The sequence below is a fragment of the Pantoea sp. Tr-811 genome (assembly GCF_011752535.1).
In the GTDB taxonomy this organism is placed as follows: domain Bacteria; phylum Pseudomonadota; class Gammaproteobacteria; order Pseudomonadales; family Pseudomonadaceae; genus Aquipseudomonas.
Window position 1 is genome coordinate 369,654 of the sequence record NZ_VWXJ01000005.1, and the last position, 25,177, is coordinate 394,830.

Annotated in this window: 18 protein-coding genes and 4 tRNA genes; 2 read left to right on the plus strand and 20 right to left on the minus strand. The window is 64.5% G+C overall.

Annotation, left to right across the window (positions count from 1 at the left end):
• Positions 1 to 117 precede the first annotated feature (117 nt).
• The gene (locus tag F3J44_RS10620) at positions 118 to 2,154 is read right to left on the minus strand and encodes an NADPH-dependent 2,4-dienoyl-CoA reductase (RefSeq protein WP_167272156.1); all 2,037 of its coding nucleotides are present in this window, start codon (positions 2,152 to 2,154) and stop codon (positions 118 to 120) included.
• Between the two features lie 184 nt (positions 2,155 to 2,338).
• Between F3J44_RS10620 and F3J44_RS10625 the strand changes: the two genes are divergently transcribed.
• Together F3J44_RS10625 and F3J44_RS10630 are read left to right on the plus strand one after the other, a co-directional pair.
• The gene (locus F3J44_RS10625; protein WP_167272159.1) at positions 2,339 to 3,457 is read left to right on the plus strand and encodes a nitrilase-related carbon-nitrogen hydrolase; all 1,119 of its coding nucleotides are present in this window, start codon (positions 2,339 to 2,341) and stop codon (positions 3,455 to 3,457) included.
• 4 nt (positions 3,458 to 3,461) lie between these two features.
• Positions 3,462 to 4,502 (plus strand): AraC family transcriptional regulator, encoded by a 1,041-nt coding sequence (locus F3J44_RS10630; RefSeq protein ID WP_167272162.1) that lies wholly within the window; start codon positions 3,462 to 3,464, stop codon positions 4,500 to 4,502.
• A 331-nt stretch (positions 4,503 to 4,833) separates the two neighbouring features.
• On the opposite strand, the gene F3J44_RS10635 is transcribed toward F3J44_RS10630, so the two are convergent.
• The 19 genes from F3J44_RS10635 to F3J44_RS10725 all read right to left on the minus strand — a co-directional run bounded on the left by F3J44_RS10635 (position 4,834) and on the right by F3J44_RS10725 (position 25,174).
• A complete protein-coding gene (locus tag F3J44_RS10635) occupies positions 4,834 to 5,628 on the minus strand; it encodes a DUF2242 domain-containing protein (protein ID WP_167058099.1) in 795 nt (264 codons plus the stop codon).
• A 190-nt stretch (positions 5,629 to 5,818) separates the two neighbouring features.
• Positions 5,819 to 5,895: transfer RNA gene (locus tag F3J44_RS10640), tRNA-Asp, on the minus strand.
• Between the two features lie 139 nt (positions 5,896 to 6,034).
• Positions 6,035 to 6,111: transfer RNA gene (locus tag F3J44_RS10645), tRNA-Asp, on the minus strand.
• A gap of 99 nt (positions 6,112 to 6,210) precedes the next feature.
• Positions 6,211 to 6,287 (minus strand) — tRNA-Asp (locus F3J44_RS10650).
• Between the two features lie 66 nt (positions 6,288 to 6,353).
• Positions 6,354 to 6,429: transfer RNA gene (locus F3J44_RS10655), tRNA-Val, on the minus strand.
• Between the two features lie 139 nt (positions 6,430 to 6,568).
• Positions 6,569 to 7,339, minus strand: a complete 771-nt coding sequence (locus F3J44_RS10660) for an SDR family oxidoreductase (RefSeq protein WP_205299814.1) — start codon at positions 7,337 to 7,339, stop codon at positions 6,569 to 6,571.
• Positions 7,339 to 8,550 carry an O-succinylhomoserine sulfhydrylase gene (locus F3J44_RS10665; RefSeq protein ID WP_167272164.1) on the minus strand — a complete coding sequence of 404 codons (1,212 nt, stop codon included), beginning with the start codon at positions 8,548 to 8,550 and terminating at the stop codon, positions 7,339 to 7,341. Before F3J44_RS10665 ends, F3J44_RS10660 begins: the two co-directional genes overlap by 1 nt.
• A 15-nt stretch (positions 8,551 to 8,565) precedes the next feature.
• The gene (gene purF / locus F3J44_RS10670; RefSeq protein ID WP_167058109.1) at positions 8,566 to 10,071 is read right to left on the minus strand and encodes an amidophosphoribosyltransferase; all 1,506 of its coding nucleotides are present in this window, start codon (positions 10,069 to 10,071) and stop codon (positions 8,566 to 8,568) included.
• A gap of 42 nt (positions 10,072 to 10,113) precedes the next feature.
• Entirely contained in the window at positions 10,114 to 10,671 is a 558-nt protein-coding gene (locus F3J44_RS10675) for a CvpA family protein (RefSeq protein WP_167058112.1), read from the minus strand.
• 287 nt (positions 10,672 to 10,958) lie between these two features.
• Positions 10,959 to 11,618, minus strand: a complete 660-nt coding sequence (locus tag F3J44_RS10680) for an SPOR domain-containing protein (protein ID WP_167058115.1) — start codon at positions 11,616 to 11,618, stop codon at positions 10,959 to 10,961.
• A gap of 4 nt (positions 11,619 to 11,622) precedes the next feature.
• Positions 11,623 to 12,909, minus strand: a complete 1,287-nt coding sequence (gene folC, locus F3J44_RS10685; protein WP_167272167.1) for a bifunctional tetrahydrofolate synthase/dihydrofolate synthase — start codon at positions 12,907 to 12,909, stop codon at positions 11,623 to 11,625.
• Entirely contained in the window at positions 12,909 to 13,802 is an 894-nt protein-coding gene (gene accD / locus F3J44_RS10690) for an acetyl-CoA carboxylase, carboxyltransferase subunit beta (RefSeq protein ID WP_167058121.1), read from the minus strand. The genes folC and accD overlap by 1 nt, the downstream gene beginning before the upstream one ends.
• A gap of 222 nt (positions 13,803 to 14,024) precedes the next feature.
• Positions 14,025 to 14,645, minus strand: coding sequence for a phosphoribosylanthranilate isomerase (locus F3J44_RS10695; protein WP_167058124.1), 621 nt, complete (start codon positions 14,643 to 14,645; stop codon positions 14,025 to 14,027).
• Positions 14,646 to 14,705: 60 nt separating this feature from the next.
• Positions 14,706 to 15,551 carry a tRNA pseudouridine(38-40) synthase TruA gene (gene truA / locus F3J44_RS10700; protein WP_370526295.1) on the minus strand — a complete coding sequence of 282 codons (846 nt, stop codon included), beginning with the start codon at positions 15,549 to 15,551 and terminating at the stop codon, positions 14,706 to 14,708.
• A 208-nt stretch (positions 15,552 to 15,759) separates the two neighbouring features.
• Positions 15,760 to 18,468: a FimV/HubP family polar landmark protein gene (locus tag F3J44_RS10705; RefSeq protein ID WP_167272171.1), complete on the minus strand. Its 2,709-nt coding sequence runs from the start codon at positions 18,466 to 18,468 to the stop codon at positions 15,760 to 15,762.
• A 72-nt stretch (positions 18,469 to 18,540) separates the two neighbouring features.
• A complete protein-coding gene (locus tag F3J44_RS10710; RefSeq protein WP_167058133.1) occupies positions 18,541 to 19,545 on the minus strand; it encodes an aspartate-semialdehyde dehydrogenase in 1,005 nt (334 codons plus the stop codon).
• Positions 19,546 to 19,628: 83 nt separating this feature from the next.
• A complete protein-coding gene (locus F3J44_RS10715; protein WP_167272173.1) occupies positions 19,629 to 21,101 on the minus strand; it encodes a surface lipoprotein assembly modifier in 1,473 nt (490 codons plus the stop codon).
• A 90-nt stretch (positions 21,102 to 21,191) separates the two neighbouring features.
• A complete protein-coding gene (locus F3J44_RS10720) occupies positions 21,192 to 21,950 on the minus strand; it encodes a Slam-dependent surface lipoprotein (RefSeq protein WP_167272176.1) in 759 nt (252 codons plus the stop codon).
• Between the two features lie 89 nt (positions 21,951 to 22,039).
• Positions 22,040 to 25,174, minus strand: coding sequence for a TonB-dependent receptor domain-containing protein (locus F3J44_RS10725; RefSeq protein ID WP_167272178.1), 3,135 nt, complete (start codon positions 25,172 to 25,174; stop codon positions 22,040 to 22,042).
• Positions 25,175 to 25,177: the final 3 nt, after the last annotated feature.

A 25,177-nucleotide genomic window follows, 5' to 3' on the forward strand; every position in this document is an offset into this window, starting at 1 on the left:
CGAGCGCCGCTGTGCGCGGCGCATCGCGAGCTACGCTCGCTCCTACCAAGGCCTACGCAAAACCCCGTAGGAGCGAGCAAAGCTCGCGATGCGCCGCGCAAGCGGCGCCCGCCCACCTCAAAGCTCAGCCGCCAACCGCGACCCCTGGTTGATCGCCCGCTTGGCATCCAGCTCTGCCGCCACGTCCGCCCCGCCAATCAGGTGCACCGCCTGCCCCGCCGCCAGCAGCCCTTCCTGCAGCTCGCGCAGCGGCTCTTGCCCGGCACAGATCACCACGTTGTCCACCGCCAGCACCTGCGGCTCGCCACCGGCAACCCGAATATGCAACCCGGCATCGTCGATGCCCAGGTACTCGACGCTGTTGAGCATCTGCACCCGCTTGTTCTTCAGCCCCGTGCGGTGAATCCAGCCAGTGGTCTTGCCCAGGCCATCGCCCACCTTGGTGGCCTTGCGCTGCAGCAGGTACACCTGCCGCGCCGGCGCATGCGGCTCGGGCTTGACCCCAGCCACGCCACCGCGTGCCTGCAGGCGGGTATCGATGCCCCACTCCCGCCAGAACGCTTCGCGGTCCAGGCTGGTGGCCACGCCCTCATGCACCAGGAACTCGGAAACGTCGAAACCGATGCCGCCCGCGCCAATCACCGCAACCGCCTTGCCCACTGGCTTGCGCTGCAGCAGCACGTCCAGGTAGCTCAGCACCTTGGCATGCTCGATACCGGGGATGGCCGGGGTGCGCGGTGCAATACCGGTGGCCAGGATGATGTCGTCGTAGCCGCCCTCGACCAGCGCCGCCACGTCCACCCGGGTATTCAACCGCAGCTCGACACCGGTGCTGGTCAGCTTGTTGGCAAAGTAGCGCAAGGTTTCATGGAACTCTTCCTTGCCCGGCACCCGCTTGGCCACGTTGAACTGCCCGCCGATCTGCGCGGCGGCATCGAACAAGGTCACCGCATGGCCCCGCTCGGCCGCCACGGTGGCCGCCGCCAGGCCCGCCGGGCCCGCCCCTACCACGGCAATGCGCTTTACCGAGCGCACCGGCAAGTAGTTGAGTTCGGTTTCATGGCAGGCGCGCGGGTTGACCAGGCAACTGGTCAGCTTGCCGCCGAAGGTGTGGTCCAGGCAGGCCTGGTTGCAGCCGATGCAGGTGTTGATCTGCTCGGCATGCCCGGCGGCCGCCTTGTTGACGAAATCAGGGTCGGCAAGGAACGGCCGCGCCATCGAAACCATGTCGGCATCGCCCTCGGCCAGCACCGCTTCGGCCACTTCCGGGGTATTGATGCGGTTGGTGGTGATCAGCGGAATCTTCACCGCGCCGCGCAGCTTGGCGGTGACCTTGCTGAACGCCGCCCGTGGCACCTTGGTGGCAATGGTTGGGATGCGTGCCTCGTGCCAGCCAATGCCGGTGTTGATCAGGGTGGCGCCGGCCTGCTCGATGGCCTTGGCCAGGGTTTCGATTTCGTCCCAGGTGCTGCCACCCTCTACCAGGTCGAGCATCGACAGGCGGAAGATGATGATGAAATTCGGCCCCACCGCCTCGCGCACGCGGGTGACGATCGCCACCGCCAGGCGCATGCGGTTTTCGTAGCTGCCGCCCCAGCGGTCGCTGCGGTGGTTGGTGTGGGCGGCGAGGAACTGGTTGATGAAGTAGCCTTCCGACCCCATGATCTCGACGCCGTCATAGCCCGCCTGCTGGGCCAGCACGGCGCAATTGACGAAGTCGGCGATCTGCTTCTCGATGCCGGCTTCGTCCAGTTCCTTGGGCTTGAACGGGTTGATCGGCGCCTGGATCGCGCTTGGCGCCACCTGGCGCGGGCTATAGGCATAGCGCCCGGCGTGCAGGATCTGCAGGCAGATCTTGCCACCGGCAGCATGCACCGCCTCGGTGACGATGCGGTGCTTCTGCGCTTCTTCCTCGGTGCTGAGCTTGGCCGCACCGGAATACACCCCGCCCTCATCGTTGGGCGCAATGCCGCCGGTGACCATCAGGCCGACGCCGCCGCGGGCACGCTCGGCAAAATACGCCGCCATGCGCTCGAAGCCGCCTGGGCGCTCTTCGAGGCCGGTGTGCATCGAGCCCATCAAGGTACGGTTGCGCAACGTGATGAAACCCAGGTCGAGCGGGGCCAGCAAGTGCGGATAATGGTCGGCAGCCATGGTTGAATTCCCCTGGTGGCGTGGTCACGGAGTGCGGGCGCCTCTGCGGGGCCCGTCATTTGTCTGTGGGTGACATTAAACAGCCGTTTGAATCGGCTCAATGATCGAAACTGACAACTTATTGATCCTTGCGTACAGCAGGACTACCCTAGGGAACCCTCATTCCATGGTGCTGCACCGCTCGATGCGCAAACTCCTGGCAGGCGCCCTGGCGCTGGTGATGATCGCCGCCCTTTGCGGCTACGGCTTCTGGACTCTGCAGCGCCCGGAAGGCCACTACCTCTCCGACCTGCGCGTGGAGCTTGCGCTCAACCATGGCGTCCCCGGCGGGCACGGTAACTTGCTGGGCATCGAACCGCTGCTCTACCCCAGCGACTACCAGAACCTGCAGCGCCTGCACCGCAAGCTGTCGGCCTACCTGGAGCAAGCCCGCGCCCAGGGGCTGGTGGGGCCACGCACGGTGGTGGTGCTGCCTGAACACATCGGCACCTGGCTCTGGGCCCGTGGCGAAAAGAACGAGCTGTACCAGGTAACCCAGAGCCGCGAAGCCGAGCAGTGGCTGGAGCTGAGCAACCCGCTGCGCTACGGCCTGGCGATGCTGGGCGCCAATGGCGATGACCGGCGCGCCGATGCCCACCTGCGCATGAAGGCCGAACAAATGGCCAGCGACTACCAACAGTTGTTTGGCGGCCTGGCCAAGGAGTTCGGCGTTACCCTGGTGGCTGGCTCGATCGTGCTGCCGGCCCCCTATGTGGAACAGGGCGTATTGCACATCGGCCGCGGCCCCCTGTTCAACAGCAGCATGGTGTTCGCAGCCGACGGTTCAGTGCTCGGCCAACCACAGCGCCAGCAATACCCCGACAGCGAGATGCGGCGCTTCATTCACCACGGTCGGCACTTCCCGTTGCAGGTGGTGCAGACCCCGGCCGGGCGCCTGGGCGTGTTGATCGGCAGCGACAGCTGGTACCCGGAGAACCAGCACCAGTTGCAACAGCAACAGGTGCAACTGATCGCCAACCCGGTGTTCCTCAGTGGCAAAGGCAGCTGGGAGGCGCCCTGGCGTGGCAACCGTCACCAGGACGCTGCGGCAGAGCTGGGGCTGCAGCGCGGCGAGGTCAGTGAGCAAACGGCCTGGCAGCGCCTGACTCAGGTAACCGGCGACGGCATCAGCAGCATGAGCGTGTTCATGCGCGGGCAGTTCTGGGAACAAGGCAGCGACGGCCAGGGCTTCGCCCACCAGGCCGGCGAACTGCTGGCCGGGCCGCCCAGCCAGGGTGCGCGCCTGCTGAACCTGTGGCTGTAGGCCGATGACCCGCCCGCGCGTGCGCCTGGGTGACCTTTCGGTCGGCTTCGTGCAGCCTTTGGCCGAGGCCCTGGGCCAGCTGGGCCACGACCCAGCGCCGCTGCTGCAGCGCTACGGGCTCGATGCCGCACGCCTGGCCGAACCCGCCGCACGTTTGTCGATTCCCCGTTACATGCACCTGGGGCATGCCGCCATCGCGCTGTGCGGCGAGCCAGCGCTGGGCTTGCACATGGGCCGCCTGAGCCGCCTGGCCCAGGCGGGCCTTGCCGGCGTTGCCGCGGCCCAGGCACCGACGCTAGGTGAAGCGGCGCACACCCTGCTGCGCTTCGGCCCACTGTACGCCGCCAACTACCGTGGCCACTCGGCGTACCAGGAAGATGCCCAGGGCGCATGGCTGCGCTTCTACTCGATCAGCCCGTACAACGACTACAACCGCTTCGTGGTCGATTCGCTGCTGGCCGGTTGGCTGGCCCAATTGGCTGCGCTGGCGGGCACATCACTGCAGGCCGAGCGCCTGGAGATCGAGTTCCAAGCACCGGCCTATGCCGCTCACTACCAGGCGCTGTGCACCACCCCCGTGCAATTTGGCGCCAGTGCCAACCGCCTGCGCCTGGGCCGCGCCACACTGGCGACGCGCAACCCGCAGCACTGCCCGAGTACCTATGCCCATCTGCTGCAGTTGTGTGAGGCAGAGCTGCAGCAGCGCACCCGCGTGCGCAGCCTGGGCGAGCGCATTACCCACTTGCTCGGCCCGCTGCTCAACGGCGGCCGTGAACCGGACCTGGACGAAGTGGCGCTGCACCTGCAGATGCCCAGCTGGACCCTACGGCGCAAGCTGGCCGAGGAAGGCACACGCTTTCGCGACTTGCTCAACGACACGCGGCGCGACCTGGCCGAGGCCTACATCCGCGACACCGCGCTGGCCTTTGGCGAAATCGCTTATTTGTTGGGGTTTGCTTCGGCCGAAGCCTTCCAGCGCGCATTCAAGCGCTGGACGGGCCTTACGCCGGGGGAGTTTCGCCGCAGCCAGCGGCGAGTGGGTTAAAGCTCGGTGGCGTCGTCCGCCGGTTCCGGTGGGTCCAGTTCGTAGGCCTGGTACTCAAGCAGCTCTTCCTGATATTCATCCATAGCCCTGCGTCCTCTTTTCTCATGCGTCTTCGTTGGTCATGGCTTCAACCTAAGCGGGGCGGATGAAGCAATGATGACAAGCTTATGAGTGGTAAACGTAGCAGGTGTTCAGGAAGTTATCGCCGGGGATCTGTAACAGCGGATTTAACCTGTGCCGGCCTTTTCGCGGGGCAAGCCCGCTCCTACAAAAGCCAAGGGTCGTTGTAGGAGCGGGCTTGCCCCGCGAAAGGGCCGGCACAGGTAACGCCTCAAAGCGAAGAAGGTGCCGCCTCGGCCGCCGGCGCATCCTGCTGCACCTGGATCGGCGCGGCCTCCACGGGCGGCGCTACCGGCTGCGACCCCTGGCTGTCGTTCACCACCGGCGCTGGCGCTGCCTCACTGGCTGGCGCAAGTGCGGCTGGGGCCGCAGCCGGCGCTGCAGGCGCCGCCGAGGCCTGTTCCGGCAGGCCCAGGTCTGGCGCCGGCTTCTCGGGCTTGGGCGCAGGGGCCTCGACCTTGGCCTTGGCCACTTTCTTAGGCTTTGGCAGGTAGCTTTCCACCAGGGCGAAATAGCGGTCGTAGAACTGCGCCGCCGTCACCGTTTCGCTGGCCACCTTGACCATGGAGTCGTCACTGGAGCCGATCGGCATCGACACCGAACCCAGCACGCCTACACCCAGGCTGGCCGAGGAGTTCGATTTCTTCAGGCTGTAGCGGTCCTGCAGGGCGTTGGCGAACATGGTCGAGCGCTGGCTGTCGTTGACATCTGGCGCGCAGGTGACGTTGAAGCTGATCTGCAGGTGGTTCTCGCTGTTCTGCTGGAAGCTCTTGTTGCCCATCACCTGGTTGGCACCGCTGCTGGTGATGATATAGCCCTGGCTGAGCAGCGCACGGCGGGCTGCCTCGCAGGAGCCGGCGTCGGTTACCGGGAAGCTGCGCGAGTAGGTGCCCGAGTCGTCGAAGTTCTCGTGCTCGTAGATGGCGGCTTTCTTCGAGGAGCAACCGGTCACGCCCGCCAGCACCAGGGCCAGCCCGAGCGCACCAAAGACGGATGATCTGGTCATTGCGAATTCCGGGTAAGTCGAGAAGGTGCCTATTGTGCAACACTGAGGGCAAGCACAGGAACCGCTGATCGGTGAAGAGTTCGTCAGGATCATGTAAATGTGGCCATGGGCTGACGCAGAAACAAAAAAAGCGACCCTAAGGTCGCTTTTTCCGTGGCTTCGAGGCGTTCAAGGGGCCTCGGAGCAAAGATGGCGCAGCGGACGGGACTCGAACCCGCGACCCCCGGCGTGACAGGCCGGTATTCTAACCGACTGAACTACCGCTGCGTATCATTCAGGCTTTCGCCCGATTGAAACTGGGGCTACCCTTGCGGCGCAATGGCCTCGGGGCAGGCACAAAAAAAGCGACATGTGATCGCTTCTTTTGTGGTTGCTTCAAGGTGTTCTAGGGACCTTGAAACGAAGATGGCGCAGCGGACGGGACTCGAACCCGCGACCCCCGGCGTGACAGGCCGGTATTCTAACCGACTGAACTACCGCTGCGTATCGTTCAGGCTTTCACCTGATTGAAACTGGGATCAGCATCAGGCTTTTCGCCTGTTGCTTCAGACCGGTGCCAGGCACCCATCTGTTACTGAAAAATGGCGCAGCGGACGGGACTCGAACCCGCGACCCCCGGCGTGACAGGCCGGTATTCTAACCGACTGAACTACCGCTGCGCAGTGCGTTTCTCTCCGGCTAGCGACTTCGTTAAAAGCGCTAGCACTAGAAACAATCTCAGGAAGTGGTGGGTGATGACGGGATCGAACCGCCGACCCTCTGCTTGTAAGGCAGATGCTCTCCCGGCTGAGCTAATCACCCTCGCGATGTTGCTTGTTGCGTTTGCTTCGCTGAGGCCGCGAAATTTACGCAGGTACCGAAGCTAAGTCAATAGCCCCATTGAATTTTTTTCAAAAAAGGCAAAAGTGGATGGGCTGCCTGTACAGGCAGCGCAACGTGCTCAGGTGTAGATCATCTTGCGGGTCATGCCGCCGTCGACCACGAACTCCTGGCCGGTCACGAACCCGGCCTGGCGTGACAGCAGCCAGGCAACCATGGCCGCAACATCTTCCACGGTCCCTACCCTGCCGGTCGGGTGCTGGGCATGGTCGGCCTCGGTCAGCGGCTCGGCACGCCGTTGCGACGGGTCACGGGCGTCGATCCAGCCCGGGCTCACCGCATTGACGCGAATCTCCGGCCCCAGGCTCATGGCCAAGGCGTGGGTCAACGCCACCAGCCCACCCTTGCTCGCCGCGTAGGCCTCGGTGTCCGGTTCGGACTGCCGGGCACGGGTGGACGTCAGGTTGACGATCGCCCCATTGTGCGCGCGCAGGTACGGCGCACAATGCTTGGCCAATAGCATCGGGCCATTGAGGTTGACCGCCAGCACCCGGTTCCACTGCGCCAGGCTCAGGCTTTCCAGGGTCTGGTTGTGCGGGTTGGCGATCGCCGCGTTACACACCAGGGCATCGAGCCGGCCAAACTGGCCGAGCACCTGGGAAACCCCGGCACTGACCTGGGCCTCGTCAGCCACGTCCATGGTGATGAACCAGGCGTTGTCGCCCAAGGCCTTGGCCACCTTGGTGCCGCGCGGGCGGTCAAGGTCGCTGAGCACCACTTGCCAACCCTCGCAGATCAGCCAGGCAGCAATACCCAGGCCGATGCCGCGGGCGGCACCGGTCACCAGGGCAACCCGGCCGTTATGGCCCGGTGCGCTGCCTCTGATTTCCATCACAGTGCCGCCAGCCCACGGGCGAGGTCCGCCTGCAGGTCAGCCACATCTTCCAGGCCCACGGCAACCCGGATCAGGCTGTCGCGAATGCCCGCCGCGTCACGTTCCTGCGGCGTCAGGCGGCCGTGGGAGGTGGTGGCCGGGTGGGCGATGGTGGTCTTGCTGTCACCCAGGTTGGTGGTGATCGAAATCACCCGCGTGGCGTCGATGAAGCGCCAGGCGCCCTCTTTGCCACCCTTGACCTCGAAGCTCACCACCGCGCCGAAGCCGCTCATCTGGCGCTTGGCCAGCTCATGCTGCGGGTGACTCGGCAGGCCAGCGTAATGCACCTTCTCCACGCCTTCCTGCTGCTCCAGCCACTGGGCCAGGTGCTGGGCGCTCTCGCAGTGCGCACGCATGCGCAGCTTGAGGGTTTCCAGGCCCTTGGTGAAAATCCAGGCGTTGAATGGGCTGAGGGTCGGGCCTGCGGTACGCAGGAAACCCACCACTTCCTTCATCTGCTCGGCACGGCCGGCAACCACGCCACCCATGCAGCGGCCCTGGCCGTCGATGAACTTGGTGGCCGAGTGGAACACGATGTCGGCACCGAGCTTCAGCGGCTGCTGCAGCGCCGGGGTGCTGAAGCAGTTGTCCACGACCAGCATGGCGCCACGGGCGTGGGCGATTTCAGCCAGCGCGCCGATGTCGACCAGTTCGGCCAGCGGGTTGGACGGCGATTCGACGATCAGCAGCTTGGTGTTGGCCTTGATGGCCTGTTCCCAGCCCGCGAGGTCGACCAGGGGGACGTAGTCCACCTGCACGCCGAAACGCTTGAAATACTTCTCGAACAGGCTGATGGTCGAGCCGAACACGCTCTGCGACACCAGCACATGGTCACCGGCGCTGCACAGCGACATGACCACGGCGAGAATCGCCGCCATGCCGGTGGACGTGGCCACGGCCTGCTCGGCGCCTTCCATGGCCGCCAGGCGCTCCTCGAAGGCGCGCACGGTCGGGTTGGTGTAGCGCGAGTAGACGTTGCCCGGCGTTTCGCCGGCAAAGCGCGCGGCCGCATCGGCGGCCGTGCGGAACACATAGCTGGAAGTCAGGAACAGCGCTTCGCTGTGCTCGGCCTCCGGTGTACGGTTTTGACCGGCGCGTACCGCCAGGGTGTCGAAACCGACACCCTCGAGGTCACTGTCCAGTCGCCCGGCATCCCATTGATCCGTCATGCCGTCGCTCCCAAATCAGTTGTTGTAGAGGTCGATGATCGCGCTGACCGCCTGGTTCTTCACCTTGGCCAGGTCATTACGGGCCTGCTCGATGCGGTCGAGGTAGGCTTCGTCGATGTCGCCGGTGACATATTCACCGTTGAACACCGCGCAATCGAAGTGGTCGATCTTGATCTTGCCGCCACCGACCGAATCGATCAGGTCTGGCAGGTCCTGGTAGACCAGCCAATCGGCGCCGATCAACTCGGCCACCTGTTCGGTGGTACGGTTGTGGGCGATCAGTTCGTGAACACTCGGCATGTCGATGCCGTAGACGTTGGGGTAGCGCACCGCAGGGGCAGCCGAGCAGAAGTAGACGTTCTTGGCGCCGGCTTCGCGGGCCATCTGGATGATCTGCTTGCAGGTGGTGCCGCGCACGATCGAGTCGTCCACCAGCATCACGTTCTTGCCGCGGAATTCCAGCTCGATGGCGTTGAGCTTCTGGCGGACCGACTTCTTGCGCGCAGCTTGGCCGGGCATGATGAAGGTACGGCCGATGTAGCGGTTCTTGACGAAGCCTTCACGGAACTTCACACCCAGGCGGTTGGCCAGCTCCAGGGCAGCGGTACGGCTGGTGTCGGGAATCGGGATGACCACGTCGATGTCGTGCTCGGGGCGCTCGCGCATGATCTTGTCGGCGAGCTTTTCACCCATGCGCAGGCGCGCCTTGTACACCGAGATACCGTCGATGATCGAGTCCGGGCGGGCCAGGTAGACGTGTTCGAAGATGCACGGCTGCAGCTTCGGCGCTTCGGCGCACTGCTTGGTGTACAGCTGGCCTTCCTCGGTGATGTACACCGCTTCGCCCGGCGCCAGGTCACGGATCAGGGTGAAGCCAAGCACGTCCAGGGCGACGCTTTCCGAGGCGATCATGTATTCCACGCCTTCATCGGTGTGGCGCTGGCCGAAGACCACCGGGCGGATGCCGTGCGGGTCACGGAAGCCGACGATACCGTAGCCGGTGATCATCGCCACCACGGCGTAGCCACCGACACAGCGGCTGTGCACGTGGGAAACCGCGGCGAACACGTCTTCCTCGGTGGGCTGCAGCTTGCCGCGCACGGCCAGTTCATGGGCGAACACGTTCAGCAGCACTTCCGAGTCGGAGTTGGTGTTGACGTGGCGCAGGTCCGATTCGTAGATCTCTTTGGCCAACTGCTCGACGTTGGTCAGGTTGCCGTTGTGCGCCAGGGTGATGCCATACGGCGAGTTGACGTAGAACGGCTGGGCCTCGGCCGAGGTCGAGCTGCCCGCGGTCGGGTAGCGCACGTGGCCGATGCCGATGCTGCCCACCAGGCGCTGCATATGGCGCTGCTGGAAAACGTCACGCACCAGGCCATTATCCTTGCGCAGGAACAACCGGCCGTCGTGGCTGGTCACGATACCGGCAGCGTCCTGGCCGCGGTGCTGAAGGACCGTAAGCGCGTCATACAGCGCCTGATTGACGTTCGACTTACCGACGATACCGACGATGCCACACATGCGACGCAACCCCTACTTTGATGAAACTTGAACGAACAGCGCTCAGGGCTTTGCCGGCCCGAGCAACTGCTCCTTGAATGGAAGATCAGCCGGAGCGCTGATCACCCCACTGGAAGTCCACTGACCGGTGAAACCCAGAATCAGGTTTTTCGACCAGTCAGCGACCAATAGAAACTGTGGTATCAGGCGTGATTCCTGCCACCAGGTGTCTTGTTGCACCGGCCCGAGGCTGAGCAGGCCGACTGCCACTACCACCAGCAAGCCCCCGCGCGCGGCACCAAAGGCCATGCCGAGGAAACGATCGGTGCCGGAAAGCCCGGTCACGCGGATCAGCTCGCCAATGAGGAAATTGAGCATTGCCCCCACCAGCAGGGTGGCGACGAAAAGAATGGCGCAACCGGCAATGACGCGCATGGACGGCGTCTGGATATAGCTTTCAAGGTACACCGAAAGCGACCCGCCGAACATCCAGGCGACCGCCCCTGCGACGATCCAGATGAGCAGGGACAAGGCTTCCTTGACGAAGCCGCGCTTGAGACTGATCAGTGTGGAGACGGCGATGATCGCAATGATCGCCCAATCAACCAGGGTAAAGGCCACGGTGCTGCCTGCAGACGTTTGAGGCGGCGCATTTTACCAGAGCGGCGGGGGTTGGGTAAGCGGAATGTCAGGTGGATCCCTGGGTCAGGTTTTAACACCCAAAGCCGCCTTTTTGTAGGAGATCACCCAGCCCTCGCAGGCTGCGCTGTCGCGCAGGGAACAGTGCCAGCAGCCGCGCCGCAATGCCCTGTAGGAGCGGGCTTGCCCCGCGAACACCGGCGCAGCCGGTGCCATACACCGCGTCGCCTGCTTCGCGGGGCAAGCCCGCTCCTACAGGCGAGGGGGCTTCAGCCTTTTTCCGGCTGGAAGCGTGTCACGAAGCCATTGAGCTTGTGCTGGCGGTTGATCGCGTCCTTGAGTTTGTCCGCCTCGGCCCGCTCGATCAGTGGCCCCACATACACCCGGTTCATGCCACCGGCCGAACGGATGTAGGCGTTGTAGCCCTGGCTGCGCAGGGTTTTCTGCAAGCTCTCGGCACCCGCCCGGTTGGACAGGCTGGCCAACTGGATCGACCAGCTTACCGGCAGGCCATTAACGTCGATTTTCGAAGGCGCCGGCGCTGCCGCCTTGGGCACCGGCACCGGCGTCTGCGGCTTGGCTTGCACCTGGGTCTGCGGCGACGGGGTGATCGGCTGGCTGGGCGCGGTCACCGGGCGCGTGGACTCATTGACCACCACCGGTGGTTGCTGCGGCTGCGCCTGTTGGGGCGACTGGGACACTTGAGGCGGCTCAGCCTGCTCAGGCAACGGCTGCGGCTCGGGCACCGCCACTGGCTCGACCTTCACCTCAGGCAGGCTTGGCATGGCCGGCGCCTGCGGGGCGTCGACGCGCACCTGGCGCATCTCATCCTCGCGGGTGAACAGCATCGGCAAGAAGATAACCGCCAGCGCCACCAGCACCAGCGCACCCACCATGCGCTGCTTCATCCCTTTGTCCAGCACTGCCATCTAATCACCCCTCCAGGGCCTGCCGCTCCAGCCATTCCAGGGCCTGGGCGACACAGAAAAACGAACCGAACAGCAGGATCTGGTCATCCGCCGTCGCCTGCGCGCATTGCCCTTCAAGGGCGGCGTCGACGCTGACGTAAGACTTCACCGTTGCGCCGAGGTTCGTCAAGGCAGCAACCAGTTCAGCAGCCGGGCGGCTGCGCGGGGTGTCCAGCGGCGCTACCGCCCAGTCGTCGACCAGCCCCTGCAACGGCGCGATCACGCCTTCCAGGTCCTTGTCGGCAAGCAGGCCGAACACCGCCAGGCGACGGCCCTTGGGGGCACGGCTGGCCAGGCGCTGGGCCAGGTAATGCGCGGCATGCGGGTTGTGCCCGACATCCAGCAGCAGCTCCACAGGCCGGCCCTGCCAGGTCAACTGGCGGCGGTCGAGGCGGCCGGTGATGCGCGTATCGAGCAACGCCTGGCGGACCTGCCCGGCGTCCCACGGCAGCCCCGTCAGCAGGTAGGCCTGCAGCGCCAGGGTAGCGTTTTCCATCGGCAGGTCGAGCAGTGGCAGGCCACTGAGTTCGACCGGCTGGCCCTCGGCGGTAACCCCACGCCAGCGCCAGCTGTTGCCGTCACTGGCCAGGTCGAAGTCACGACCACGCAGGTAAAGCGGCGCGCCCAATTCACCGGCCTTGTCCAGCAACGGCTGCGGTGGGTCCAGGTCGCCGCACAGCGCAGGCTTGCCGGCACGGAAGATGCCGGCCTTCTCGAAGGCCACCAATTCGCGGGTGTCACCCAGGTATTCGACGTGGTCGACACCAATGCTGGTGACCAGCGCAAGGTCGGCATCCACCACGTTGACGGTATCCAGGCGCCCGCCAAGGCCCACTTCGAGGACCACGGCATCGAGCTGCGACTGGTGGAACAACCAGAACGCCGCCAGCGTGCCCATCTCGAAGTAGGTCAGGGAAATATCGCCCCGCGCCGCCTCGACGGCGGCGAAGGCCTGGCACAGGTGCTCATCGCTGGCTTGCTCGCCATCGATCTGCACCCGTTCGTTGTAGCGCAGCAGGTGGGGCGAGCTGTACACCCCCACCTTCAGCCCCTGGGCCCGCAACAGCGACGCCACGAAGGCGCAGGTCGAGCCCTTGCCGTTGGTGCCGGTGACGGTGACCACACGCGGCGCCAGCTTGCCCAGCGCCAGCCGCGCCAGCACCTGCTGCGACCGCTCCAGGCCCATGTCGATGGCCGAAGGGTGCAACTGCTCGAGGTAGGCGAGCCATTCGCCCAGGGTTCGTTGTTTCATCACGCGACCGCAGCGTCCTCACGGGCCTGCTCCGGGGTGGCCTGGCCGGTCATCTGCGCCAGCAGGCGAGCCAGGCGCGGGCGCAGTTCGCCACGGGAAATGATCAGGTCGATGGCACCGTGCTCCAGCAGGAACTCGCTGCGCTGGAAGCCTTCTGGCAGTTTTTCGCGCACGGTCTGCTCGATTACCCGCGGGCCGGCGAAGCCGATCAGGGCCTTTGGCTCACCGACGATGACGTCACCGAGCATGGCCAGGCTGGCGGAAACGCCGCCGTAGACCGGGTCGGTCAGCACCGAGATGAACGGAATGCCTTCTTCGCGCAGGCGCGCCAGCACGGCCGAGGTCTTGGCCATCTGCATCAGCGAGATCAGCGCTTCCTGCATGCGCGCACCACCGGAGGCGGAGAAGCAGATCATCGGGCAACGGTTTTCCAGGGCATAGTTGGCAGCGCGCACGAAGCGCTCGCCAACGATGGCGCCCATGGAACCGCCCATGAACGAGAACTCGAAGGCGCTGACCACGATCGGCATGCCCATCAGGGTGCCGCTCATGGAAATCAGGGCGTCTTTTTCGCCGGTCTGCTTCTGCGCGCCAACCAGGCGGTCCTTGTACTTCTTGCCGTCACGGAATTTCAGGCGGTCGACCGGCTCCAGCTCGGCGCCCAGCTCGGCGCGGCCTTCCGGGTCGAGGAAGATGTCGATACGAGCACGTGCGCCGATGCGCATGTGGTGGTTGCACTTGGGGCAGACATCCAGGGTCTTTTCCAGCTCCGGACGATACAGCACGGCCTCGCAGGCTGGGCACTTGTGCCACAGGCCTTCGGGCACCGAGCTCTTCTTCACCTCGGAACGCATGATCGATGGAATCAGTTTGTCGACTAACCAGTTGCTCATGCTTTCTTTCTCCAGTATTGGCGGACGGGGACCGGACTGGCCGGCCATGCCCTGCCCTTGAGCTCAAATTCTTCTATGAAACGATGGCGGCCCGGCCGCAGGGGCTGCCTGCGTACCGCGCCGTGTTCAATCTGTTCAATGGCCACGCGGCATGCCGCGGGCCGCCCCGCAGGGCTGCGAAACCTATGGACGATGGCGCGCCGCCAGCCGTCACATCTGCTATCACGCCTGTTTTACCGCACGCATGAAGGCTTCGATCTTCGCCGCATCCTTGATGCCCTTGGCCTGCTCCACCCCGCCGCTGACATCCACTGCATACGGCTTCACCTGGGCAATCGCCTGGCCGACGTTGGCCGCCGACAGGCCCCCGGCGAGGATCACCGGCTTGCTCAGCCGCGCCGGCACCAGCGCCCAGTCGAAGGCTTCGCCGGTGCCGCCGGGCACGCCGGCCACGTAGGTGTCGAGCAGGATGCCGCTGGCGCCGCGATAGTGCTGGCAGGCCGCTTCCAGGTCATCCCCCGGGCGTACTCGCAGGGCCTTGATCCACGGGCGGTGGTAGCCTTCGCAGTCGGCCGGGGTTTCGTCGCCGTGGAACTGTAGCAGGTCCAGCGGCACCACTTCGAGGATCTCGTTCAGCTCGCAGCGCGAGGCGTTGACGAACAGGCCGACGGTGGTCACGAACGGTGGCAGCTCGGCGATGATCGCCCGTGCCTGGCGCACGTCCACGGCACGCGGGCTCTTGGCATAGAAAACGAAGCCGATGGCATCGGCGCCGGCTTCGGCGGCGGCCAGCGCGTCTTCGATGCGGGTAATCCCGCAGATCTTGCTGCGAACGTTGCTCATGGACTGCAAACCTTGAGTGGTGACTGAAGGGCCCGATGGTAGCAAATGACTTTTGGCGCGTCAGTCAGCCAGGGCGTCGTAGCCGGTCAAAAAGTGTGGGCCAATGTAACGTTGCGGCAGCTGGAATTGCTCAGGGTATTCCACCTGCACCAGGTACAGGCCGTAAGGGTGCGCGGTCACCCCGCCCTCGCGGCGATTGCGCCCTTCCAGCACCTCGCGGGCCCACTCCACCGGGCGCTCGCCGGCGCCAATGGTCATCAGCACACCGGCGATGTTGCGCACCATGTGGTGCAGGAAGGCCGTGGCGCGCACGTCCAGCACAATCATCTGGCCATGGCGGGTCACACGCAGGTGGTGGATATGCTTGATCGGTGACTTGGCCTGGCACTGGCTGGCGCGGAAGGCGCTGAAGTCATGGGTGCCGAGCAGGTACTGCGCGGCCTGGGCCATGCGCTCGACGTCCAGCGGGCGGTGGTTCCAGGTCACTTCCTCGGCCAGGTGCGCGGGGCGAATCGGATCGTTGTAGATCACGTAGCGGTAGCGACGGGCGCAGGCCTTGAAGCGCGCGTGGAAGTCCGCCGGCATCGGCCGCGACCAGACCACGCTGATGTCATGGGGCAGGTTGAAGTTGGTGCCCAGGGTCCAGGCACGCTCGTCGCGCACGGCACGGGTGTCGAAATGCACCACCTGGCCGCAGCCGTGCACGCCGGCATCGGTGCGCCCGGCGCAGATCACGCTGATCGGCTCGTCGGCCACTTTCGACAACGCCTGCTCCAGGGCCTGCTGGACGCTGGGCACGCCGCTGGCCTGGCGCTGCCAGCCGCGGTAGCGCGAACCTTTGTATTCCACACCCAGGGCGATGCGGGTGAAGCCTTCGGCGGCCGCTTCGCTAGCGGCGGTGTCGATGATGTCCAAGAGCGTGAAACCTGTGGGTGTACGAAATGGCGGGGATTATAACGACAACGGCAACCGTATTGGCTGTGGGAGCGGCCTTGCGTCGCGAAAGGGCCGCAAAGCGGCCCCGACGATCATGGCTATGTCGCTGAAATCCTGGGGCCGCTGCGCGCCCCTTTCGCGACACAAGGCCGCTCCCACAGGGCTGAAGCTAATGCTTTCAAACCAGGCGGGTCAGCATTTCCTCGGCTTCCTTGCGCTGGCCGGTATCGCCATCCTTGACCACTTCATCGAGGATGTCGCGGGCGCCCTGGTGGTCGCCCATGTCGATGTACGCCCGTGCCAGGTCCAGCTTGGTGGCCACTTCATCGGCGCCGGAAAGGAAGTCGAAGTCCAGGTCATCCAACGGCTCGGGCTCGGCTGCAGCGTCCTCAGCGGTGAAATGCGGCTCCAGCGACGGCGATTCCAGGTTTTGCGACAGCTTGTCGAGCTCGGCGTTGACATCGCTGAGTTCCGACTCGAAACGCTTGGCCGCCGGCGAATCATCGTCAAGCGACAGCGACAGGTCGAAGTCCTGGGGCAGCTCCAGCTCGGAAATCGGGTCGAATTCCGGCATGGCATCGAAGGCCGCCAGTTCGGCGGCCACGTCCACCGGCGCGTCCTCGGCAGCGGCAGGTGCCGCAGGCTCGACGACATTCAGGTCGAACTCGGCCAGTTCGTCGATATCCTGGGGCGCCGGTGCTGCCTGGGCCTGGGCCAGCAAGGCCTCGAAATCGTCATCGGCATCGGTTTGTGGCTCGGACGCTGCCTGCGTATCGTCCAGGTCGGCCTCCTCAAGCATGGGCGGCTCAAGGTGTTCGTCCAGCGGCAGGTCATCGCCCAGGCTCAGGTCGAACGCACTGTCCAGGTCGCCATCGTCCAGCACCGAGGTTTCGGTGAACGCTTCGGCGGCTGCATCCAGCTGCTCATCGGAGACAGGCTCCGGCACAGGCTCCGCTTCCAGCACGGGCTCAGGCTCGGCTACAGGCTCTGGCTCTAGCTCTGGCTCGGCCAGGGCGTCGTCTTCAGCCAGCACAGGAGGTTCAGGCTGCTCTTGCAGCAACTCCTGCACATACTGCTCGTCCATTTCCGCCGCCAGTGCGGCAGCGCCCAGGCCCACGGCGGCCACCGCGATGCCGACCATGGCCGGGTAGCGTTCCTTGAGGCCATTGACCTGTGCGGTGTTGGCCTCGTTAGCCGGCAGCGCGCGCTCCTGCTCGACAAAGGCGCTGTGGTCACCCTGGCGGGCGTAGACTTCCATCAGCTTGAGGCGCAGGGCATCGCTGTGCGGCTGCGCCGCCACGGCAACTTCCAGCAGGTCAGCCGCGTGGTTCAGGCGGCCCTGGGCGATGCTTTCGTCAACCTCGGCGAGCAAGGCGGCGTTCGGGTCTTGCACCGGCTCTGGCTCGGCCACGGCCGCCAGCGGTTTTTCCGCCGCCGTGGCAGCCGCGGCAGAAGCCGCGACCACAGCTGGCGACAGGGTCGTTTCTTCCAGCTCGTCGAAGCTGCCCGCTGGCAGGTCGAAGTCCGGGTTGCGCTCGCTGTCCTCGGTCAGTGCCTGGGCCATGCGCAGGTGCTTTTCAGCCTCCTGCTGGGCCTTGCGCTTGCGTGCCAGCAGCAGCAAGAGCAACAGCAGCACCAGGAAGGCGGAACCTGCGATCAGGCCCAGCACCAGCGGGTTGCTCAACCAGCCCGACGCGGGCTGCTCTGGCGCAGGCTCCGCTGCCGGTGTGGCTGCAGGGGCCGGTGCGGTGTCGACGGCGGCAGGCGCCGGGGTGACCACAGGCTCGGCGGCAGGTGCAGGCGCTGCCGCCTCTGCCACTGGCTGGGCAGGCGCTGGCTCGCCAGGTGCAGCCGCAGGCGGCGTGGCCGGCTCGGCGGCGCCCTGGGCTTCCAGGCGGGCCAGTTGGTCGTTCTTCAGGTCGATCAACTTCTGCAGCTTGTCCAACTGGCTCTGCAAGTCGGTCATGCGGCTTTTCAGCTCGTCGTTGTCACGGCGGCTGGTGTCCAGGCTTTCCTGGGCCACGGCCAGCTTGTCGTTCAGCGCCTTGGCACCACCGGCACCGGCCTGGCTGCCTGGGCTTACCAGGCGCAGGTTGTCACCCTGGGCGATGCGCTCGGGCGCCGCGGCGGCGGCGCCGCGGCGGGTGGCATCGAGTTGCCGCGCACGCGGCCCCAGGCGCCGGCCTTCACGCCAGGCGGCATACTGCTCGGCCACTTCGCGATTGGCTTCGGGCCGTGGGATGCTCTGAACCTGCTGCTGGTCGGGCAGGCGCAATACCTGGCCGACTTTCAACAGGTTGATGTTGTTGCCGATGAAGGCATCCGGGTTCAGCGCCTGGATGGCGATCATGGTCTGCTGCACCGAACCGCCACCCTGGGTATTGCGCGCGGCAATCTGCCACAAGGTGTCACGGCGTTTGGTGGTGTAGCTGCCAGCGCTGCTGGTGGCCGGGTTGACGTTGGCCGCAGCCGGCTGCTGGCCCTGGGCCTTGGCCTGGTCGAGCAACACGCTGTAGTCCCGCAGCAGGCGGCCCTGGGGCCACATGACCTGCACCAGGAACTTGACCACCGTACCGGGCAGTGGCTGGCTGGAGGTTACCCGCAACACGCTCTTGCCGTTGGGGTTGATGACCGGGGTGAAGGTCAGGCCCTCCAGCTCGGCCGTGTAGGCCACCCCGGCCTTGCTGAACTCTTCCGGTGGCGCCAGGCTTGGCGCCAACTCGGCGGCGGTGAGGTCGCGGACATCGAGCAATTCGATTTCGGCGTCAAGTGGTTGGTTCTGCGCCGACTTCAATGTCAGCTCACCCAACCCCAGGGCATTCGCCATGCCCGACGACAGCGCCGACGCTGCCGCCATGGCCAGAACCAGTTTGCGAATTCGAAGCATGACCTCTTCCCTTGTAAGAATCGTCCTAAAAACCTGCGCGAGGTGTAGGACAAAAGTGCTCGCCAGTATCTTTTACACCATGTGTTTAATCAACAATTGCGCCACCTGCACGGCATTGAGCGCGGCCCCCTTGCGCACATTGTCGGTGGTCAACCACAGGTTCAGTTGCTGGTTTTCGTCAATTCCATGGCGTATACGACCAACATAGACCACGTCTTGGCCAACTGCGTCACCAACCGGGGTCGGATAATCATCATTTTCAACCCGCTCGACGCTTGCCGCCTGCTCCAGCAACGCATTGACCTGAGGCAAGTCGACCGGGCGACGGCTGTGCACCGCCACACTGAAGCTATCGCCGAAAAACACCGGGACTTGAACGCAGCTCACGGAAATCTTCAGCGCCGGCAGCCCCAGCACCACGCGCAGTTCGTTGACCAGACGGCGCTCGACGAAGGTGTGGCCCTGCTCGTCGGCAGCGCCAACCTGGGCCAGCACGTTGAAGGCTACCTGCCGATCGAAGAAGCGCGGCTCCAGGGGCCGGGCGTTGAGCAGTTCGGCGGTTTGCCGGGCCAGCTCGTTGACCGCTTCACGGCCCTGGGCGGACACCGCCAGCGCCGCCATGACCTGCAACTGCTCGATATCCAACTCGCCCTTCAAGGGCGCCAGGGCTACCGCCACGGCCACGGTGGCCGAACTGGGGCTGGCCAGGCGGGCCGGCAATGGCAGGTTCTCCAGGCAGTGGGCATTGGCCTCGGGCACCACTGGCAAGGCGTTGTCCAGGCCGCCAGACAGGTCGATGACGCTGCAGCCGGCTTGCTCGGCCTTGCTGGCGAAGCTGCGGCTGACGGCGGGGCTGGCGGCGAAGAAGGCCAGTTTGACCTGGCTGAAGTCGAAGCTGTCCACCTCGCGCACCTTGAGCTTCTTGCCCGCGAACATCACGCTGCTGCCCGCCGATTCCATGCTGGCCAGCAGGTGCAAGGTGCCGACCGGGAAGTCCAGCTCTTCGAGGATCTGTACGAGGGCTTCACCGACGCTGCCGGTGGCGCCGATGACGGCGATATCAAAGGTAGGGTTCATGGTGCGGGCTGCCTCAGGCGAAACGGGAGCGGCACTTTACCCGCATTGCCCGAGGCTGGCCAACGCAGCCGACGCAATGGGCGTCAAAACTGCTTTTCCAGCTTGAAGCTGACGCTGTTGCGCTCCCAGCTGTACAGCCAGTCGACGTTGCTGTGCACCTTGTTGTACTTGAACGTAAGGCTGGGCACCACGTCCAGCACGGCCAGGCGCGGCGCCCGCAGGATGAAGGTGTAGCCCTGTTCACGCTCGTGACGCCGGGCGTCGAGCAAGGCGCTGTAGGCGTCGTATTGCCGGGTGCGCCAGGAGGCGAACAGCACGGCACTGACGCCGACCTCGAAGTCCTTGGCCACCCCCAGGCGCAGGCCTTTCTGGAAGTAGGCCTCGGTGTCGGCGCGGGTGTCGCGGCCGGTGAAATCGAAACCGCCGAACAGCGTCCATTGGCGCGGCAGTGCCTGCCATAGCGTGGCATACACCGAAGCTGCGCTGCCGTCGTAGAGGTCGGCTGCCTGGCCACGGTAGACCATGTCCTTGTATTCCCCTTCCAACCTGAGCATGCGCGTGGCGGACAGGTTGTGCATCCACTCCCCGCGCACGCCCCAGGCCGAATACATCGGGTCGCTGCCGATACGGTTGTACTCGAACGAAGGCCCCAGGCTGTACTGGTTGCGCCCATCCTGATAGCTGTAGCCGGCGTTAGCGATAAAGGTGTCTTCGTCGTACTTGCCCTGGCGATCGTAGGCTTGCCCATAGGCCAGCGCTCGGCCGAATACACCGTGGTGCCCGGCAAGGGCGATGCGTTTGTTAAGGGTGGCCTCGTAGTCGATGCCCTCTGCCGAAACCGCCTTGGGCATCTTGCGCTGTACCAGGTAGGCCCCATCGCTGGTTTCCAGGCGGTAGGTGGTGGTGCTTTCGGAGCTTTGGTTGAGGTTGTCGCTCCAGGTCGGCCCGATCGCCAAGGAGCCTTGCCAGCGTTCACGCTGGCCCAGCGCCTGGATGAAGCTGTCGACGCTGTTGCCCAGGCCCTGGTTGTGGGCATCGGCCGGCCCCAGGCTCTGGCTGATCTGGCGGAAGGCATCTGCCGCCTCGCGGTCCTTGCGGTTTTCGAACAGCACACGGGCCAGTTCAAGCTGGCCGGGTAGAAAGTCGCCTTGTTGGGCGAGCAGCTGGCGATAGTGGGTTTCGGCCAGCTCCAACTCGCCCCGTGAGCGGGCCAGGGCACCGTCGGCATAGGCCACCAGCATCATGTCATGGCCTGGCAGAGCGACGTAGCGGGCGCGGAAGGCGTCGGCATCGGCCCATTGCTGGCGTTGCACGCAAAGATACAGCGCACGCCCCAGGTCATCGAGGTTGTCGCCAACGCGGTAAGCCTGGCCATCGATAACCAGCGTGGTACCGGCATCTTCGTCCTTGAGCAGCTCGCGTTCCTGGCGGCTGGCACGGTATTCGATGCTCTGGTTCAGGCGCAGGTTGGTGTCTTGGTCCGCGTGGGCGGTAGTGGGTAATAAAAGCGGGAGGTAAAGCAACAAGAGGTAGTGCAGGCGTGAAGACTGGGGCATTGCTCGGCTCCCGGGGCACCTCGAAAACGCTGCACCGGGGCCACGCCGCGGCCCCGGTGCACTTAACTGACCAGCATCAAGCTGACCGGCTTACTGTTTAACGCCACCAAACGCGGTGTCGTAGTTGCGGTTGGCGAACTTGGCGATACCGGCCAGGGAAGCGCTGGCGCCGGCGCCGAAGAAGCTGCCCTGGGTAGTACCTGCCGACAGCGTTGCGTTGGTGCTCGGGTTGATGGCAGTGGCGATGCCCGAGAAGGCGGCGGTCGAGGTGTTGATACCGGCGTTGAGCTGAACCTTGAGCGCGCCGTTGGCCAGGTTGCCCGACAGCGTCGGCGACGCATTGCCGAAGGTTGCGTTGAGGTTGCCCGACAGCAGGTTGGCACCGGAGTAGTTGCTGATGCCTTGTACCGCATAGCTGACATTGGTGGTTGGCAGCACGCGACCGGCGGTGTCGCCGGAGTAGTAGACGACGCGGGTCGGGTCGTTATCGGTACCGTTTTGCGACCACTCGCCGAAGTACACCTGCTGGGTGGAGACTTGCTTGAAGTCGAAGTTGCCCAGCGCCGCGTGGGAGGCCGGCATCATGGCAGGGGTGATGGTGGTGACGCCGTTGGTGTCGGCGGGCACCATGGCCTTGAGGCCGCTGAAGGCCACGCGGGTGCCATTGTAGAACGCGTTGACGCCCACGGCTGGCGAACCCGCCTCACCCGGGTGGTTGGTCGAAGTGCCTTGGGAGCCGCCGACGCCGATGGTGCCGGTGTAGCTTTGGCCGGAAGAAACGTCTGCCTGGGCAACGCCGGCCAGACCCAGAAGTGCAACAGCAAGTACGGAAACTGTGAACGATTTCATGTCATATTCCATTGATAAGTTAAAAGTATCCAACACACACGCACATCCGCCTTCCGGCAATGTTCATCCGTCCATCGTTACCTCGATTGTCAAAAGGTGGCAGTCAAACCGATTTTCAACGTTCGCCCCGGCGCCGGCATGGCCGAGCGGGTTAACGGGTCCAGGTAATACAAATTGGACAAGTTGGTACCGACCAACTCGACATTGACCGCATCGGTCAATTTGTAATTCACATAAGCGTCGTAGGTAATGATGTCATCCCAGGACAGCGGTGAATTCAAGTAATAGGAAACCATGGGGTTGTCGGCATACTTGCTGTAGAACTTGCTGTCATGGCCCTTGTAGTAGATGACCCGCCCGCCCACCTCCAGGCGCCGGTCCAGAAAACGCATCCCCAGCCCAAGGTTTGCCGACCACTCGGGCATTGCCATGCCCGCCAGGTAGCCACCGACGAAACCATCGTCGACGCAATTGGGAATACCCCCGGTCGGGTCCAGCCGTATTGCCGAGTTTTCATCGCAGACTTTGTTCTTCAGCACATGGGCAACACTCAGGTCGGTAAAGAACCGGCCATTGTCATAACGCCCCTGAAGTTCCAGCCCGGCCGTCGTCTGCTTGTCGATATTGGAAAACAACAACTGCGGGTTACGCTCGATCACATCGGTGGTGGTGTTGTGGTAGTAGGTAAACTTTACATCGGCCTGTTCGCTGCCTAGCCACCCGCTCAAGTTATGCACATACGCCGCCTCATAGTTATGTGCATGCTCCGGTTTCAACGGCCAGGGCGACAACGATGCGGAAAAGCCTACCGTGCTCTCGAACATGCTCGGGTAACGGATCGCTTCGCTGTAACGCAGGTAGAAGCGGCCATTTTCCGAGGTGTAGAAGGTTGCCGAGAGGTTCGGCACCCAGCCCTGGTCCCTGCGGTGCCTGGCCGAGCCATCGACGACCTGGTTGGCCAGGTTGCCCTCCAGGTCGCGGGCATCGGCGCCGGAGGAGTAGCCTGAGGCGGCGCACGAGATCATCTCTTCACCGGCCACCGCCCCGGTGATGCATGGGCTGTCGGCCCGTCGATAACGACCGCTGCCATCATGCGCCCAGTGCTGGCTGTGCTCGGTGTCCAGTACCCGCGGCGTTTCACTTTCGATCAGGTCGATGACCGGCTGGCGCTCTTCCATCGGCGTTTCGAACAAGTCCCAGATTTCGTTGAAGAACTGCAACTTCTCATCGACGACGGCCTGCCACTGCTCCTGCGAGAGTTGCTTGCGTGTCACGTAGACCACGCCCTGCCCCGACTGGACATTCATGCTGGTCTGGCCGGTGTCTCGCTGCTGCTGGTGAAGAAAGTCATCGAACGACCAGTACGAGGAATAGCGCCCGCCGGCGGTGAACCGGGCGAAGCTGACCGGTTGCCAGTCGAAGTTGAAATTGTACTCCTGCTCTTCCCGGCGCCCCGCCCGCGGGTAGATGCGCGTAACCGAAATGCTGGTGGGGTCGTAGATGCTGTCGCCAGAGCTGAGCTTTTCATGCTGGTAACTGCCGCCCAAGGTCAGGCTCAGGCTGTCGAGCAACCGGAGCTTGTTGCTCAGGGTCAGGCCGGCACGGTCGTGCTTGGCGTTGGCGACCGCGGTATTGCGAAACGCCGGGTCCTGGGCAGTGGTTTCGTTGGGTACGCCGCCGGAACTGTAGGTGTCGCTGACGGTGCGGGTCATCCACAGGTTCGAGTAGAAATCCAGCCAAGGATTGCCTTCAGGCTTGAGCGTGTACTCAAGGTTATAGGCCTTGCTGTCGACATGGCTCAATGGCCATTGCGGCACGCCATAGGTGGCGGCATCGTATTGGCTTCCCGGCGTGAAGAAGGAAATGCGTGTCGGCAGGATTTCGCCATACAGGGAGTCAGTGGCCCGATAGCCGAACTCCAGGCGTTGGCCTTCGTCGATTTTCCAGGTGGCCTTGGCCAGCCACGACTCCATCTTGCTGGAGGTGTTGGGTACCTCGTCACCGGGCTTGTAGATGCGTGCAAGGTTGGGCACATAGTCCCACTTGCCCTCGACCATCTCGCCGCTGGCGTAGTAGCCACTCTTGTTCTTGCCGGCGTAGTGGTTGCCCTTCTCGCGGTAGGCATAGGCCGCCATCAGGTCGAATTGCTCCTGTCGCGTGCCAAGCGCCAGCCGGTAGGCCTGATCGTCGCTCGACAGCAAGCCGTTGCTGCTACTGGTGCGTGGGTGCTTGTACAGCGACGGGTCGTAATAGGAGTTGATCGGGTAGTACTGGTAGTCGGCACCTGGCATTTGCCCGGTCAGCAGGGTAGGCAGGCGCGGCGACACCGAGTTGTTGCTGCCTTCGATCTTGAACTCGCCACCGTAGGCCTCACCTTCCTTGAGGATGTCGTCGACACTCAGGGTGTTGGCCACGACGGCGCCGCCAACCCCGCTGTAGACGTTGCGTTCCAGGTTCGGCCCCTTGATAACCTTGATCGAGCCGATCAGGTTGGGGTCGATGTAGTTGCGGTTATTGGCGCCCATGTAGCCGCGGTAAGCCGTCAACGCCTGCTCGGTGCCATCGATGGTCAGCGGCACCCGGCCCGGGCCCTGGATGCCGCGCACGTTCGGGTCCAGCGCGCCGCTGTTGCGCGCATCGCCGCTGTAGACATTGAGCATGCCCTTGAACACGTCGGCCGGGGCGGCGCCCTTGTAGCGCTCGATCTGCTCCTTGCCGGCGTAGACGGTGGAAATATCCTGGTCGTAGATGTCGCTGTAGCCCTTCTCGTCCCGCGAGCGACCATCGCGCAGGCCGTAGACGTAGGTCGGGTGCAGGTCGTCAGCGCTGGCATCGGCGGGCCGCAGGTGAATCACCGGTTGCCCGGTGGGCCCGCTCAGGCTGAAGCTGACCGGCAAGCCGGCCAGCAACTGCTCAAGTGCGCCTGGCAACGACAAGCGGCCTTGCACCGGGTTGGCGTACAGGCCTGCGAAAGCGTTGCCGGTGAGGTAGAACTCGGCACCGGCCTGGCGGGCCAACTGCAACATGGCGTCTTCAAGCGGCCCGGCCTGTACATCGAACACGTGGTACTGGCCAGCCTGGCTGATCGCTGCTGCCGTCGCATCGTTGGCGGCGGGCGCCGCGAGCACCGGCGCGGTACCGCAGCAGGTCAACAGGGCCAGCTGAATTCCCAGGCTCAGCTTGCCCTTCTGTGGGGCAAAGCGCCCCGAAGCTCCCTTTGACATCGT